This window comes from Paramagnetospirillum magnetotacticum MS-1 (assembly GCF_000829825.1).
Taxonomy (GTDB): Bacteria; Pseudomonadota; Alphaproteobacteria; order Rhodospirillales; family Magnetospirillaceae; genus Phaeospirillum; species Phaeospirillum magnetotacticum.
In genome coordinates this window covers 150,666-164,262 of the sequence record NZ_JXSL01000022.1, presented here as the reverse complement: position 1 = coordinate 164,262, position 13,597 = coordinate 150,666, and the positions used below count along the sequence as shown (strand labels likewise).

At 64.9% G+C, this 13,597-nt stretch carries 16 protein-coding genes; 11 read left to right on the top strand and 5 right to left on the bottom strand.

Features of this window, described 5'->3' with window-relative positions; genetic code table 11:
- Positions 1–8 precede the first annotated feature (8 nt).
- Together rpoN and ptsN are read left to right on the top strand one after the other, a co-directional pair.
- The gene (rpoN, locus tag CCC_RS05870; RefSeq protein ID WP_009869599.1) at positions 9–1,523 is read left to right on the top strand and encodes an RNA polymerase factor sigma-54; all 1,515 of its coding nucleotides are present in this window, start codon (positions 9–11) and stop codon (positions 1,521–1,523) included.
- A 165-nt stretch (positions 1,524–1,688) separates the two neighbouring features.
- Entirely contained in the window at positions 1,689–2,153 is a 465-nt protein-coding gene (gene ptsN, locus CCC_RS05865) for a PTS IIA-like nitrogen regulatory protein PtsN (protein WP_009869598.1), read from the top strand.
- 246 nt (positions 2,154–2,399) lie between these two features.
- Here the strand turns inward: ptsN and CCC_RS05860 are convergent, their stop codons facing one another.
- The 3 genes from CCC_RS05860 to CCC_RS05850 form a co-directional block, all read right to left on the bottom strand.
- Positions 2,400–2,633: a DUF1150 family protein gene (locus tag CCC_RS05860; RefSeq protein ID WP_009869597.1), complete on the bottom strand. Its 234-nt coding sequence runs from the start codon at positions 2,631–2,633 to the stop codon at positions 2,400–2,402.
- Positions 2,634–2,635: 2 nt separating this feature from the next.
- On the bottom strand, positions 2,636–3,136 hold the full coding sequence (locus CCC_RS05855; RefSeq protein ID WP_009869596.1) for an Hsp20 family protein: 501 nt from the start codon (positions 3,134–3,136) through the stop codon (positions 2,636–2,638).
- Positions 3,137–3,356: 220 nt separating this feature from the next.
- Positions 3,357–4,211 (bottom strand): DUF4743 domain-containing protein, encoded by an 855-nt coding sequence (locus CCC_RS05850; RefSeq protein ID WP_009869595.1) that lies wholly within the window; start codon positions 4,209–4,211, stop codon positions 3,357–3,359.
- Positions 4,212–4,359: 148 nt separating this feature from the next.
- Between CCC_RS05850 and CCC_RS05845 the strand changes: the two genes are divergently transcribed.
- The 3 genes from CCC_RS05845 (at position 4,360) to CCC_RS05835 (ending at position 6,312) form a co-directional block, all read left to right on the top strand.
- On the top strand, positions 4,360–5,031 hold the full coding sequence (locus tag CCC_RS05845) for a glutathione S-transferase family protein (RefSeq protein WP_041040242.1): 672 nt from the start codon (positions 4,360–4,362) through the stop codon (positions 5,029–5,031).
- Between the two features lie 136 nt (positions 5,032–5,167).
- Positions 5,168–5,839, top strand: a complete 672-nt coding sequence (locus CCC_RS05840; RefSeq protein ID WP_041040240.1) for a polysaccharide deacetylase family protein — start codon at positions 5,168–5,170, stop codon at positions 5,837–5,839.
- Positions 5,836–6,312, top strand: coding sequence for a GNAT family N-acetyltransferase (locus CCC_RS05835; protein ID WP_009869592.1), 477 nt, complete (start codon positions 5,836–5,838; stop codon positions 6,310–6,312). Before CCC_RS05840 ends, CCC_RS05835 begins: the two co-directional genes overlap by 4 nt.
- Here the strand turns inward: CCC_RS05835 and CCC_RS05830 are convergent.
- Entirely contained in the window at positions 6,301–6,924 is a 624-nt protein-coding gene (locus tag CCC_RS05830; RefSeq protein ID WP_009869591.1) for a LysE family translocator, read from the bottom strand. The genes CCC_RS05835 and CCC_RS05830 overlap by 12 nt on opposite strands.
- 68 nt (positions 6,925–6,992) lie before the next feature.
- Positions 6,993–7,844: a pyridoxal kinase PdxY gene (gene pdxY / locus CCC_RS05825; RefSeq protein ID WP_041040300.1), complete on the bottom strand. Its 852-nt coding sequence runs from the start codon at positions 7,842–7,844 to the stop codon at positions 6,993–6,995.
- A 93-nt stretch (positions 7,845–7,937) separates the two neighbouring features.
- On the opposite strand from pdxY, the gene CCC_RS05820 reads away from it, so the two are divergent.
- The 6 genes from CCC_RS05820 (at position 7,938) to CCC_RS05795 (ending at position 13,557) form a co-directional block, all read left to right on the top strand.
- Entirely contained in the window at positions 7,938–8,810 is an 873-nt protein-coding gene (locus tag CCC_RS05820; RefSeq protein WP_009869589.1) for an HpcH/HpaI aldolase/citrate lyase family protein, read from the top strand.
- 11 nt (positions 8,811–8,821) lie between these two features.
- Positions 8,822–9,898: a MaoC family dehydratase gene (locus CCC_RS05815; protein WP_041040239.1), complete on the top strand. Its 1,077-nt coding sequence runs from the start codon at positions 8,822–8,824 to the stop codon at positions 9,896–9,898.
- 295 nt (positions 9,899–10,193) lie between these two features.
- Positions 10,194–10,571 (top strand): succinate dehydrogenase, cytochrome b556 subunit, encoded by a 378-nt coding sequence (sdhC, locus tag CCC_RS05810; protein WP_041040237.1) that lies wholly within the window; start codon positions 10,194–10,196, stop codon positions 10,569–10,571.
- Positions 10,572–10,586: 15 nt separating this feature from the next.
- Positions 10,587–10,970 carry a succinate dehydrogenase, hydrophobic membrane anchor protein gene (gene sdhD, locus CCC_RS05805; RefSeq protein ID WP_009868842.1) on the top strand — a complete coding sequence of 128 codons (384 nt, stop codon included), beginning with the start codon at positions 10,587–10,589 and terminating at the stop codon, positions 10,968–10,970.
- A 4-nt stretch (positions 10,971–10,974) separates the two neighbouring features.
- Positions 10,975–12,756 carry a succinate dehydrogenase flavoprotein subunit gene (gene sdhA / locus CCC_RS05800; protein ID WP_009868841.1) on the top strand — a complete coding sequence of 594 codons (1,782 nt, stop codon included), beginning with the start codon at positions 10,975–10,977 and terminating at the stop codon, positions 12,754–12,756.
- 21 nt (positions 12,757–12,777) lie between these two features.
- Positions 12,778–13,557, top strand: coding sequence for a succinate dehydrogenase iron-sulfur subunit (locus CCC_RS05795; RefSeq protein WP_009868840.1), 780 nt, complete (start codon positions 12,778–12,780; stop codon positions 13,555–13,557).
- Positions 13,558–13,597 lie beyond the last annotated feature (40 nt).

The following is a 13,597-nucleotide window of genomic DNA, read 5'->3' as shown; positions in this document are numbered from 1 at the left end:
CCACCGCCATGGCCATCGGTCCCAGGCTTGATATCCGCCAGACTCAGTCTCTGGTGATGACCCCGCAATTGCAGCAGGCCATCAAGCTGCTGCAATTGTCCAATTTCGAATTGACCGCCTTCATTGACCAGGAACTGGAGCGCAACCCGCTGTTGGAGCGCGAGGAGACCGAGCGCGGCCCCGAGTCCGCCGAGCCCAAAGTGGATGCTACCGATCTGGCGGTCCTCGATTCCGCCCCCGCCGAAGCCCCCCTGCTGGACGGCATGGACGGCGGCTCGGCCGAAGACGGCATGGACGTGGATTACGACAACACCTTCAACAACGACAGCGCCTCGGACGCCGTCCAGGACGAATCCTTAAGCCAATGGGGCAATGTCGGCGGCGGCGGCGGTCAGGGATTCGATGACGGGGAGTCCAACCTGGAACAGATGGTGGCGGGCGATATCACCCTGCGCGACCATCTGGCGGCCCAGGTCAATGTGGACATCCTCGATCCAGCCGACCGGTTGATCGCCCTTCACCTGATCGAAATGCTCGACGAGGCCGGTTATCTGATCGGTGACCTGGGCGAACTGGCCGAACGGCTGAATTGCCCGGTCGAGCGCGTCGAGGCGGTACTCAAACGCGTCCAGGGCTTCGACCCCGTGGGCGTCTTCGCGCGCTCGCTCAAGGAATGCCTGGGGCTGCAACTGGCCGAGAAGAACCGCCTCGATCCCGCCATGCAGGCCCTGCTGGACAATCTGGAACTGCTGGCCCGGCGCGACCTGCCCGGCCTGATGAAGGTGTGTGGCGTCGATGCCGAGGACCTGGCCGAGATGATCGGCGAGATCAAGGCCCTGGACCCCAAACCGGCCCTGGCCTTCGACCATATCGTCGCCCAGCCGGTCACGCCCGACGTGCTGATGCGCCGCACCCAGGACGGCTCCTGGGTGGTGGAGCTGAACTCCGACACCCTGCCCCGCGTCCTGGTCAATACCCGCTACTATTCCAAGATCGCCGGAGCCGCGCGCAGCAAGGACGACAAGACCTATATCTCCGAGCGCTTCCAATCAGCCAACTGGCTGGTGAAGTCCTTGCACCAGCGCGCCACCACCATCCTCAAAGTGGCGACCGAGATCGTGCGCCAGCAAGACGGATTCTTCCGCTTAGGGGTGCAGCATCTGCGCCCGCTGGTGCTCAGGGACATCGCCACCGCCATCTCCATGCACGAAAGCACGGTCAGCCGCGTCACCTCCAACAAATACATGGCCACGCCGCGCGGCATCTATGAACTGAAGTACTTCTTCACCCAGGCCATCGGCTCGGCCGATGGCGGCGATGCCCATTCCGCCGAGGCGGTCCGCCACCGCATCAAGGCCCTGATCGATGCAGAGGGCAAGAGCGTGCTGTCCGACGATTCCATCGTCGACGCCCTGAAAGCCGAAGGTATCGACATCGCGCGCCGTACGGTGGCAAAATACCGCGAAGCCATGAATATCGGCTCGTCGGTCCAGCGGCGGCGCGAGAAGTCGCTGGGCATGTGACCCCCGGCCATCCGGCATGCTTGACTTCGGACAAGTCGGGGCCTATTTTCCGCCCGCCCCGTGGGAAAGACGGGACGGGGACAATGGCGCGGTAGAGTGCATCCCGCGCGCTTTAGATGGAAGACCCAGCGGAACCTCAAGGTTTCGCCCTCACAGGGTGGATTCATGGAAATCACCGATCTGATCAGCCCGGCCTCCGTCATTCCGAATCTGCGCGCCGCATCCAAGAAGCAGGCGCTGCAGGATTTGGCCAAGAAGGCCGCCGAGATTACCGGCCTTCACGAAAGGGCCATCTTCGACGTGCTGCTGGAACGCGAGCGTCTGGGCACCACCGGCGTGGGCAACGGCATCGCCATCCCCCACGGTAAGCTTCCCACCATGGAAAAGCTTTATGGCGTTTTCGCCCGCCTGGAAAAGCCCATCGCCTTCGAATCCATCGATGAACAGCCGGTGGACCTGATCTTCCTGCTGCTGGCGCCCGAATCCGCCGGTGCCGACCACCTCAAGGCCCTGGCCCGCGTCTCGCGCCTGCTGCGCGACAAAAGCGTGTGCGAGAAGCTGCGCGGCACCGACAATGCCGATGCCCTTTACGCCCTGCTGACCGAAAGCCCGGCCAGCCGGGCGGCGTGATTTCGCGAAAAGTCCCTCGGCTGCGCCTCGGTGTACTTTCCGCGAGAGTATATTGAAAAAATGGGCTTAAGGCGGCTTCGCGCCCATTTTTGACTCGTCTTACCCAATCCGAGACCTTCGTCTCGGATTGGGGACAAGAAAGCCAAAGCCCGCGCGCCGGGCCGCCCCAAGCGCGGGCTTTTCCTTATTCTTCCCGCACGAAAGTACACTGAGGCCGTCAGGCCGAAGGACTTTCGTGCGAGTTGGTCAATGCACGCTCATGGGCTCCATGTCGTGCTGAAGGATGGCGGCGAATGCGGTGTCGCGCGACGGCGCCGCGCCGATCACCGTGCCGTCAGCGGCGTGGATGGACCAGCCGCCCTGGCCGCCATTGTCCTCGTGCTTGAAATAGGCGATGGCGGGCAGGCCCCAATTGGCGAAATCCGTGGCGTTCATCAGGCTTCGGCCCAGGAACGCGGTTCTGTCATCCATGGTCTTCATGTTCAGACCTCCCTCTTCTGGCCGCTTCTGGCCCGGGATGACGCCGGCGAGGCTTCGTCGGCGGAAACGGTAATGGTGTGGGGAGCCTCTCCCGCCCGGCCGATGGGAATGGTGCGGACCTTGGGCTCGGGCACCCGCCGGATCAGATCCACATGCAGCAGACCGTTATCCAAGGATGCGCCCATCACCTCCATGCCGTCGGCCAGCAGGAAAGCCCGCTGGAACTGCCGCGACGCGATGCCGCGATGAATGAAGAGGCGGTTGCCGTCGTCTTCGGACTGGCGACCTCTGATGACCAGCTGGTTGTCTTCCAGGGCCACCGACAGGTCATCCCACGAGAACCCGGCCACCGCCAGCGTGATGCGCAGGCCGTTTTCGGACATCTGTTCGATATTGTAGGGGGGATAACCCTCGGGCGAGGCCTTGGACATACGGTCCAACAGCCGGTCGAAATGATCGAAACCGAGCAGCAGGGGGGAATTGAACGCGGACAAGCGGGACATGATCTTCGTCCTCCTCGGGCATGAGCGAGTACGCCAAGGAAGGGCCCGACATCGGCACCCTTCTGCATAATATCTTGGGGGGAATTAAAGGATCGTCAAGCGCGGGGAGAAAAGCGCCCCTTTTCCCTTCGCCATCCCCCAAGCGCAACGCGCCATCCGGGATCCATTTGCCCAACGGCACCATGGATCCCGGCTCAAGGCCGGGATGACGACGGATAAACTACCAGCCCTTGCGAAGGCCGCCCACCAGATCGACGTAATCATGTTCCACATCGGGCGAAATCTGACCGTGACGGATGAGGAAGTCGATGATCACCAGATTGACGTTGAACTTGAATTCCTCGGTATCCCTGACCAGGCGCGCCACCTCGGCCACCGGCATCAGGGTGAAGCCCTGCAATTCGCCGTCGGTGTTGCGCGGCGTGAAGCTTTCGGGAACCTCCAGGTCATAACAGAACATCACATCGGGCTTGAGCCCCCATTCGTCTTCCAGGCAATAGGAGATGACGCCCACCGGCCGAGCCGTGGCGGCCAGGGCGGCGGGAATATCCGCCTCCTCGGCCGCTTCCTTGATCAGATTGTCGGCCAGGGACAATTCGCTGGGCTGGCCCCCGGCCACCATGTTGTCCAGCTTGTTGGGCGCCACGCTCTTATCCTTGGCGCGCCGCCCGATCCACAGGTGAAGACCGTCGGGACGACGCACCAGACCGTTGACGTGGACGCCATAGGCGCGGATGCCGAACAAGCTGATCACACCGCGGTCGATGCTCATCAGGGCGGGATCGCCGAACCGGGCCGCCACCCGAAAACGCTCGCCCCGCAATTTCGGCGTGCCCCAGTCATCGGCCAGCTCCAGCGCCACCTCGTCGATGGCCTTGCTGCGCGCCTCGGGCGTGGTCAGGGCGGGATGAAGGCTGACGCCTTCGATGGAAACGCGGAAGGCCTCGGGAAAGGCGGCAAGGCGTTGAGCCACGTCGTGGCGCACCCAGCCGATCCACTTGCCCTCCACCGAGAACGGGCGGAACTTCGACAGGTCGTGGCGGTTACAGATTCGGATATGGTCCAGGAAAGCCATGTTCGGGCTCCGGCAAGGAAGGCCGACAGGGTGACGCCCGCAGCCCGCGCCGTCAAGGTAGCCACACGGCGAAAAATTCGTTTAAGAAACGTTCATATGGGGCCGCCACCCTCTATTCTCGCCACGGGAAAAGCTGTAAAAGGGGGGCATGAGGACCCTTTACCATCATCCACTCTGCCCGTTCTCGCGCCTTGTCCGCGTCGTGCTTGCCGAGAAGAAGCTGGATTTCGAGCCCCAGATTGAAAAGACCTGGGAGCGGCGGCCCGGCTTCCTCGCTCTCAATCCGGCGGGGCTGCTGCCCGTGCTGGTCGAGGACGGCGGCGCGGCCCTGGCCGACGTCACCGCCATCGTCGAATATCTCGAAGAGATCAGCCCCGAAACGCCCCTGCTGCCCGCGGAACCCCTGGCCCGGGCCGAGGTGCGGCGTCTGGTCGCCTGGTTCTGCCAGAAGTTCCATGCCGAGGTCACCGACCATCTGGTGGGCGAAAAGGTGTTCAGGCGCCTCGAATCCGGGCGCAACGAACCCGATTCGCGGCGCATCCGCACCGGCTATGCCCATATCCACCAGCATCTGGACTATCTGGGCAGCCTGACCGAACGGCATGGCTATCTGGCGGGGGGGCTGTTCACCCTGGCCGACATCGCCGCCGCCGCCCAGATTTCCGCTGTCGATTATGTGGGCGACGTCCCCTGGGACGCCCACGCCCCGGCCAAGGACTGGTATGCCCGCGTCAAGTCGCGGCCCAGCTTCCGCGTCCTGCTGGCCGACCATCTGCCCGGCCTGCCCCCGCCCCGGCACTATGCCGACCCGGATTTCTGAAATTCCAGGCCGCTTGCGGCAACGACATAACCACGAAGGCACAAAGGCGGGAAGGAACACGAAGGAGACCTTCTTTTTCTTCGTATCTTCGTGCCTTCGTGGTGAAAGCCCTCATCCGCCACGGGATTGCCGTATCATGTCGAGGCTCGCCCTCCTTGTCCCATTCCTTCTCCTCGCCCCCGCCGTGCGGGCCGAGGTGATCGAGTGGCTGCCCACCACGGACAAGGTGGTGGCGCTGACCTTCGACGCCTGCGAGGCCAAGGGGGCGCCCGCCTATCTCGACCAGACCATCCTGAAGGTATTGGAGGCCGAGAAGGTCCCCTACACCATCTTCGCCACCGGCCTGTTCGCCCGCCGCAATGCCGCCGAGCTGAGGCATCTGTCCACAAGCCCGCTGGTGCGGGTCGAGAACCATTCCCTCGACCACCCCCAGCATATGGAGCGCCTGGACGCCCAGGCGGTCCGCCGCCAGGTGGAGGAAGCCGACGAGGCCATCGAAGCGGCCACCGGGCGCAAGCCCCGCTTCTTCCGCTTTCCCGCGGGCAATTACGACGCGGCCACCTTGAGCACGGTCGAGGCCACCGGCCATAAGATAGTGCACTGGACCTTCGCTTCGGGCGATCCGGCACGGGGAACGACGCCCGAGCATCTCACGGATTGGGTCCTGTCCAAGACCCGGCCCGGCTCCATCTTGATCTTTCACGTCAACCAGCGGGCTCCGGCCACCGGTCCCGCCCTGACCGGCATCCTGACCGAGTTGAAGCGGCGCGGTTACCGCTTTGCCCAGTTGGACGAGGTCCTGCCATGACCAATATCGCACTGGCTGGCTGCCAACTCCGCCCGCTGGCCCCCGGCGACGCCCCGGCACTGGCCCAAGCCTTGGCCGCCATGGACCCCTGGGCCCGCCTCGATTATGGCGCGCAGGCGCTGGAGCGCTATTTCGGCCGAGAGGACCGCGCGCTCACCCGCTGGGTCGCCGAGCATGACGGCGGGACGGCGGGCATTCTGGCGCTGCGCTCGCCCTGGCTGCGCGGCCCCTATATCGAGCTTTTCGCCATCCTGCCCGGCCATCAGGGGCTTGGTCTCGGCGGCAAGGTCCTGGACTGGGCCGCGAAAAGCGCCGCCGAGATCGCCCCCAATCTCTGGGCCTGCGTCTCCGACTTCAACGCCCCGGCGCGGGCCTTCTATGCCCGCCACGGATTTACCGAGGTGGCGCCTCTGGACGGACTGGTCCAGGCGGGAATGAGCGAGATTCTGCTGCGCAAACGCCTACAGCAATAGGCTGCCCAGGGCGGCGGCTCCGAACACCATCAGCATGGCGCCCGACAGGTGGTTGAAGAGACGCATGCGTTCCGGCGTGAAGCGGTTGCGGGCCGCCGAGGCCAGAGCGGACAGGGTCAGCCACCACAAGGCCGAACCGCTGAAGATCCCCGCCACCAGCAGGCCGGTGGGCAGGCCGATGCCGGGTTTGCCCATGGGGCCCAGCGCGGCGAACACGCCCGCCACGCCGAAGATGGTGCCGGGATTGGTGATGGTGATGGCGAAGGTGGAGAGAAAATCCCGGGCCATGCCGGGGCCCCTGCCCGGTTCGGCCTCCACCGACAAAGCGGCCGAGCGCCAGGTGTGAACGCCCAGGCCCAGCATGAACACCCCGCCCACCATCTTGAGAACCACCATCTGGCCATCGATGAAGCTCATCACCGCGCCGATGCCGAACGCCGCCACGGCGCCAAACAGGGAATCGGCCAGGGCCGCGCCCAACCCGGCCACGAAGGCGGCCAGCCGCCCATCGGCCAGGGCCTTTCTGATACACAGAATGCCCACCGGCCCGATGGGCGCGGCGATGGCGAAGCCGATGGCGATGCCACGCAGATACAGAATGACGGGGTCCACAGGCCACCTCGACCAGGGTACGGGGCGCCAGGAGAAACGCAACCGGCGCTTCCGGTCAAGGGCGGAGCTTAGGCTCCGACCGGCATGGGCGGGAAAATCCGCGAGGGTTGTGTGATCTCGCCCTGCCCCGCCACCAGGGCCAGTTCCCGTCCCCCGGTGCTTTGGGTCAACTCCAGCACGCCGAACAGACTGGAGACCGCCTTTGACAGGGCCTCGGGCAGATCTCGCCCCTTCAGCACATGCCCCAGCAGCAGCGCCGACAAAGTGTCGCCGCCGCCATTGGGCGGCGTATTGAAGCTCAGCAGCGGAGTGCGCACCATCCAGGCCCCCCGGACATCGACCGCCAGGCAGCAGATCATGCCGTCTCCGGCGGGAAGGCTGGTGGTCACCACCGCCCTCGTTCCCCGCGCCATCAACTGGCGCGACGCCGCCAGGGCATCCCCGATGGTCTCAACAGACCGACCGGTCAGTATGCCAAGCTCGAAGCGATTGGGCGTGGCGATGTCGGCCAAGGGCAGAAGGGTCTGGGCGAAGACTTGCGGAATCCCCTCGGCCACGTAAAGCCCGCCGCCCTCGTCGCCCATCACCGGGTCGCAGAGATAGGGGGTGGCCGGGCGGTAATGACGCAGGCGCCGCACCGCCTCGGCCACCACCTCGCCGGTTTCGGCCCGGCCCAGATAGCCCGACAGCACCGCGCCGCACTCTTGCAGCAGCCCGGCTCCGTCAAGGCCTTCGACGATGTCGCGCAGACCGTCGGTGGAATGGGCACCGCCCCGCCATGCCCCATAGCCGGGATGGTTGGAGAACTGCACCGTGTCCACCGGGCAGGCGTCCAGCCCCAGGCGCTGCACCGCGAAGAGGGCGGCGGAATTGCCCACATGGCCGAAGGTCACCGCCGATTGGAAAGAAAGAATCTTCATGTCAAAGCCGGTATAGACGATCAAATGTTGCGCCGCAACCGGACCATCGGGTAGTCTGCCCCGCCTTTTGTCACTTTGTCCGGAGATTCGTCCATGGCGACCACCGCGCGGCCCCGCCGCTCCGTCCTCTACATGCCCGGCTCCAATCCGCGCGCCCTGGAAAAGGCCCGGACGCTGGCCGCCGACGGCCTGATCCTCGACCTGGAAGACGCGGTCGCCCCCGATGCCAAGGAAGAGGCCCGCCGCCAAGTCGTCGATGCGGTCCAGGCTGGCGGCTATGGCGCCCGCGAACTGCTGGTGCGCGTCAATTCGCTGGCCACTCCCTGGGGTCAGGCCGACGTGGCCGCGGCGGCCGCTTGCGGAGCGGACGCCATCCTCATCCCCAAGGTGGAAAGCGCCGACACGGTGCGCCAGGTGGAAGCCATCATGGCCGCCAACGGCGCGCCTGCCCAGATGGCCATCTGGTGCATGATGGAGACGCCGCGCGGCATGCTCCGCGCCGAAGAGATCGCGGGCTCCAGCCCCCGCATGGGCGGTTTCGTCATGGGCACCTCGGATCTGGCCAAGGATCTGCACTGCGCCCATACCCGCGACCGCCTGCCCATGATCACCAGCCTGGGTCTGTGTCTGCTGGCGGCCCGCGCCTATGGTCTGGCGGCCCTGGACGGCGTCTATCTCGACCTCAACGACGATGCGGGCTTCGAATATTCCTGCACCCAAGGGCTGGAACTGGGCTTTGACGGCAAGACCCTGATCCACCCTAAGACCATCGACGCCGCCAACCGCGTCTTCGCCCCGGCCGAGAAAGACATCGAGTGGTCGAAGAAGATCATCGCCGCCCATGCCGAAGCCGCCGCCGCCGGTAAGGGCGTCGTGGTGGTCGATGGCAAGCTGATCGAGAACCTGCATGTGGAGAATGCGCGACGCATCGTTGCGCTGTCCGACCAGATCGCCGCAATGGCCTGAGGAGCATCGCCATGACCAAGACCAATGCCGGTAACTTCTTCGAGGACTTCCGCCTCGGCCAGGTGATCAACCATGCCACGCCGCGCACCGTCACTTCGGGCGACGTGGCGCTTTACACCGCGCTCTACGGTTCTCGCTTCGCCGTCAATTCCTCGGCCGAATTCGCCAAGTCCATCGGCCTGGGCGCCGAGAGCATGGGCCATCTCGCCCCCGTGGACGACATGCTGGCTTTCCATGTGGTGTTCGGCAAGACCGTCCCCGATATCAGCCTCAACGCCGTGGCCAATCTGGGCTATGCCGCGGGCCGCTTCGGCGAGATGGTCTATCCCGGCGACACCATCACCACCACCTCGACGGTCATCGGGCTGAAGGAAAACTCCAACAAGCAGACCGGCGTGGTCTATGTCCGCTCGGTGGGCACCAACCAGCTTCAGGAAATGGTGGTGGAATACGTCCGCTGGGTGATGGTCAAGAAGCGTGACCTGAACGCGCCCTCGCCCGCAGAAACCGTGCCCGAACTGCCCTCCGCCGTCGCCGCCGCCGATCTGGTGATCCCCGAGAGCCTGACGCTGGGGGCCTATGACACCACTCTGGCGGGCAGCCCCCATCTGTGGGACGACTACGCCGTGGGCGAGAAGATCGACCATGTGGACGGCATGACCATCGAGGAAGCCGAACACATGATGGCCACCCGCCTGTGGCAGAACACCGCCAAGGTGCACTTCAACCAGTACACCGAGGGCCAGGGCCGCTTTGGCCGCCGCCTGATCTATGGCGGCCATATCATCTCTCTCGCCCGCGCCCTGTCCTTCAACGGCCTTGGCAACGCCTTCAAGATCGTCGCCATCAATGGCGGCCGCCACACCAACCCCACCTTCGCGGGCGATACCATCCACGCCTGGACCGAAGTGCTGGAAAAGATCGAGGTGCCCGGCCGCAAGGACGTGGGCGCGCTGCGCCTGCGCCTGGTCGCCACCAAGAACTGCCCTTGCGCCGCCTTCCCCCTCAAGGCGGAAAACGGCAAGGATTTCGACGCCAGCGTGGTGCTGGACTTCGATTACACAGTGTTGATGCCCAGGAAGAAGTAAGGTGGACGATGCGAGGGGACTCGTCCCCTCGCGCTCCCCTGTTCCTTCATGCTGCGCCATCACGCCCTACCCCACCGATGGCTGACCTACCCCCGACAGGCGACTCCCCAAGGTATTTGGCCGTATCGGGACCGGCTGAGGGCTTTGCCCTACTCCCACCGGGTAGGCTGCCCTGCCGAAAAGTGTGGTTTCCTATCGTTGACTCGGAGGGCGCGAGGGGCTAAACACCTACACCGCATCGCCGCAAAGGGCCGACTTAACGGCCCTCGTCGTCCGTATTTCAGGGGCTCCAGCCATGACAACGCGCACCCGGCCGCTTTCGCCACACGTCCAGGTTTACAGGATGCCGTTCACGGCCATCTTGTCCATCAGCCACCGCATCACCGGCGTGGCTCTCGCGGTCGGCACCATCGTGCTGGCCTATTGGCTGGCCTCGGCCGCCTATGGCCCCGTCGCCTATGGGCACGCCCAGGCCGTGCTCGGCTCGGTGCTGGGCAAGCTGGTGCTGTTCGGCTGGACCGCGGCCCTGTTCTATCACCTGTGCAACGGCATCCGTCACCTGTTCTGGGACAAGGGCCGTGGCTATGAGATCGCCGAGGCCGACAAGTCGGGCCGCATGGTCGTGGGCGCTGCCGCCCTCCTGACCGTGCTGGCCTGGGTCTTTGGCCTGTAATCGGGAGAGCGCAAAATGAGCCGCCTCGAATCCCCCGTCGGCCGCGCCCGCGGCCTCGGTTCCGCCAAGGAAGGCGCCAGCCACTGGATCGCCCAGCGCGTCACCGCCATCTTCCTGATCCCCCTGTCGCTGTGGTTCGCCGTCTCCGTGATCGGCCTGTCGCATGCCGACTACGCCACCTTCAAGGCGTGGATGGCCAAGCCCGGCAATTCCTCGCTGCTGCTGCTCACCGTCCTCACGGTGCTGTATCACGCCCAGCTGGGCCTGCAGGTGGTGATCGAGGACTACGTCCACTGCGAGTGCAAGAAGGTCGCAGCCCTGGTCGGGTCCAAGCTGGTCATCGCTTTCCTCGCCGTCTTCATGACGGTGTCGATCCTCAAAGTCGCGATTGGAGCCTGACGCCATGGCTGCCTACAAGATCATCGACCATACCTATGACGTGGTCGTCGTCGGTGCCGGCGGCGCCGGCCTGCGCGCCACCATGGGCATGGGTCAGGCCGGGTTCAAGACCGCCTGCATCACCAAGGTGTTCCCCACCCGCTCCCACACCGTGGCCGCCCAGGGCGGTATCGGCGCTTCGCTCGGCAACATGGCCGAGGATAACTGGAAGTGGCACATGTACGACACCGTCAAGGGGTCGGACTGGCTGGGCGACCAAGACGCCATCGAATATATGTGCCGCGAGGCCGTCCCGGCCGTGCACGAGCTCGAGCATTTCGGCGTGCCCTTCTCGCGCACGCCCGAGGGCAAGATCTATCAGCGCCCGTTCGGCGGCCACATGTCCAATTTCGGTGAGAAGCCGGTGCAGCGCGCCTGCGCCGCGGCCGACCGCACCGGACATGCCATCCTGCACACGCTGTACTCCCAGTGCCTGAAGCATCAGTGCGAGTTCTTCATCGAGTACTTCGCCATCGACCTGATCATGGAGAACGGCGCCTGTCGCGGCGTCATCGCCTGGAATCTGGACGACGGCACGCTGCACCGCTTCCGCGCCCATAAGGTCGTTCTGGCCTCGGGCGGTTACGGCCGCGCCTTCTTCTCGTGCACCTCGGCGCATACCTGCACCGGCGACGGCCACGGCCTGGTCGCCCGCGCCGGTCTGCCGCTCCAGGACATGGAATTCGTGCAGTTCCACCCCACCGGCATCTACGGTTCGGGCTGCCTGATCACCGAGGGGGCCCGTGGCGAAGGTGGTTATGTCACCAATTCCGCCGGCGAGCGCTTCATGGAGCGTTATGCCCCCACCGCCAAGGATCTGGCGTCCCGCGACGTGGTGTCGCGCGCCATGACCATGGAGATCCGCGAGGGTCGTGGTGTCGGCAAGGAAAACGACCACATCTACCTGCACCTGGAACATCTGGGCGCCGAAACCCTGGAACTGCGCCTGCCGGGCATTTCCGAGACGGCGAAGATCTTCGCCGGCGTGGATGTGACCAAGGAGCCGATCCCGGTTCTGCCCACCGTGCACTACAACATGGGCGGCATCCCCACCAATCTGTACGGTGAGGTGCTGCGCCCCACCGCCGAGAACCCCGACGCCACCGTCGAGGGCCTGATGGCCATCGGCGAGGCGGCCTGCGTCTCGGTGCACGGCGCCAACCGTCTGGGCACCAACTCGCTGCTGGACATCGTGGTGTTCGGCCGCGCTTCGGCTCTGCGCGCCGCCGAGACCCTGAAGCCCGGCACCCCGCACAAGCCGCTGCCCAAGGATGGCAGCGACCTGGCCCTGTCGCGCTTCGATCGTCTGCGCAACGCCAACGGCTCCATGCATACCAGCGAAATCCGCCTGGCCATGCAAAAGACCATGCAGATGGACGCGGCGGTGTTCCGCACGTCCAAGTCGCTGGCCGAGGGCTGCGCCAAGATGGATCAGGTGGCCTCCACCCTGCCCCAGATCAAGATCAACGACCGCTCCACCGTGTGGAACTCGGATCTGGTCGAGGCCCTGGAGCTGGAAAACCTGATGGATTGCGCCCTGGCCACCATCGTGTCGGCGGAAGCCCGTCACGAGAGCCGCGGCGCCCACGCCCACGAGGATTATCCCGACCGCGACGACGTCAACTGGCAGAAGCACTCGCTGGCCTGGGTCGAGAACGGCAAGGTGAAGCTGGACTACCGTCCGGTGCACACCTACACGCTGACCGACGAAGTCGAGTACATCAAGCCGCAAAAGCGCGTGTACTAAGGAAGGGTAAGGAGAACGCACATGGTCGATTTCGCCCTACCCGCCAATTCGCGGGTCCAGCCCGGAAAAGTCTACAAGGCCGTCGGCGCCAAGAACGTCAAGGTCTTCAAGATCTACCGCTATGACCCCGATTCCAACGCCAATCCCCGGCTCGACAGCTACGAGATCGATCTCGATAACTGCGGCCCCATGGTTCTGGACGCCCTCTTGAAGATCAAGAACGAGATCGACTCGACCTTGACCTTCCGCCGCTCCTGCCGCGAAGGCATCTGCGGGTCCTGCGCCATGAATATCGACGGCACCAATACGCTGTCGTGCCTGAAGCCCATCGAGGACATCAAGGGCGACGCGGCCATCTATCCTTTGCCGCACATGCCGGTGGTCAAGGATCTGATCCCCGACCTGACCCGCCCCTATGCCCAGCTGGCCTCGGTCAAGCCCTGGATGCAGACCCAGACCGCTCCGCCGCCCGATGGCGAGCGTCTGCAGAGCCCGGAAGAGCGCGAGAAGCTCGACGGACTTTGGGAATGCATCCTGTGCTTCTGCTGCCAGACCAGCTGCCCCAGCTACTGGTGGAACGGCGACCGCTATCTCGGCCCGGCCGTTCTGCTGCAGGCCGCCCGCTGGATTCTCGACACCCGCGACGAGATGACCGGCGAGCGTCTGGATGCCCTTGAAGATCCCTTCAAGTTGTATCGCTGCCACACCATCATGAACTGCACCAAGACTTGCCCCAAGGGCCTCAACCCGGCCAAGGCCATTGGCGCCATCAAGGAAAAGATCGCGGAGCGCCGCATCTGACGCGGCCTTTCACGGCCAAAAGAATGGGGCGGTTCCCTTG